The sequence below is a fragment of the Nitrincola schmidtii genome, from assembly GCF_008973715.1.
Lineage (GTDB): Bacteria > Pseudomonadota > Gammaproteobacteria > Pseudomonadales > Balneatricaceae > Nitrincola > Nitrincola schmidtii.
In genome coordinates this window covers 1-1,314 of sequence record NZ_WBOL01000032.1, presented here as the reverse complement: position 1 = coordinate 1,314, position 1,314 = coordinate 1, and the positions used below count along the sequence as shown (strand labels likewise).

Annotated in this window: 1 protein-coding gene; it reads right to left on the bottom strand. The window is 41.1% G+C overall.

The window, feature by feature from the left end; translation table 11 throughout:
- Positions 1-155: 155 nt before the first annotated feature.
- Complete coding sequence (locus F7R24_RS14585) at positions 156-1,133, bottom strand: IS110 family RNA-guided transposase (RefSeq protein ID WP_151671997.1); 978 nt, start codon at positions 1,131-1,133, stop codon at positions 156-158.
- Positions 1,134-1,314 lie beyond the last annotated feature (181 nt).

Sequence of the window (1,314 nt, the reverse complement as noted above, 5' to 3'; positions counted from 1 at the left end):
TTTTCAAGTTCACCCTCATGCTTTCTAAAGAGCATACCCCTAAAATTATCTGACCGTCTACCACATGGATTTGGAAGACGAGCTTACACGGAGGAATCAACAGCGATTCAGATGGATTTAGAGGTATCCATGACCCTGCAATACCGTTTGAAACTTCAAGCCTTAACAGCTTTATTTTCATCAAAAGGTAGGTTGCTTTTTAATACACCGTAGATGATATGAATGAGCTTGCGCATCGCTGCGCCGATTATGACCATTTTCGGTTTGCCTTTTTCACTCAATCGTTCTTTCAACGCTTTCAACGCTGGGTTGTATTTAAGCGCTACCATGGCCGGTAGAAAGAGTGATTTGCGTAAGTGTGCTGAGCCTATCTTTGACATTGCGCCACGACCATTAACAGAGCTTCCCGATTGGTACTCACGAGGGGCAACCCCACAAAACGAGGCTAATTTCTTTGCACTGTCAAAGTGTCGAATAGATGCAAAATAAGACAAAACTATTGCCATGGTTTTCTGGCCAATACCTGGAATTGAAAGCAAGAGTTCCTTCTTGTTTTTCAAATCTGGATCGCGATCAATATGTTCTTCGATATCGATCCGTATTTTGTTAATACGTTGCTCTAACTCTTTAACATGTTGGCGTATATCGCTTTGTACAATCTCATCAGAAACATCTAGTCGATTGACTTCTTGTTGTTTCATTTCAATAAGCATATCAAGCCGCCTTACTAGTGCTCTGAGTTGTCGGACACTTATAGGCTCAGGCTTCCACAGATCTGGTGAGAGTGCTTCACAAAATCGAGCAATGAGCGATGCATCTTGCTTATCATTTTTTGTTCGCAGCATTTCACTCTGGGCGAAACCTTTAATTCTGGCTGGATTGACGACACTAACATTATGGTTTTCATCATATAAATACTCAGCTAGTGCATTGCCATAAATATTAGTGGCTTCCATGCAAGCGTGTACTTGTTCGATATTAAGCTGGCGCAGCCAATGAGAGAGTTCCTGAAAGCCTTCTGAGCTATTTGTAAACGCTTTATGCTTCCATTTTCCAGAGGGTAAATATAGTGCTACATCAAACTTCTTTTTCGAAATATCAATTCCGAGAGTGCAATTAACGGACTGATTCATGTTTTACTAACCTTGTGAATACAGGCTTCAAATGCCTAAGATACCGTTCAGTAAGAAACAAGAAGGTGAGGGAATAATCTGACCCACAGGTTGAACCGCCCAAGAGTAAAACATCCTCACTCACCTAGGTTCATTATGCCTGTACAAACATAATGTAACCGTTGAGTAAGATACAAGAGTA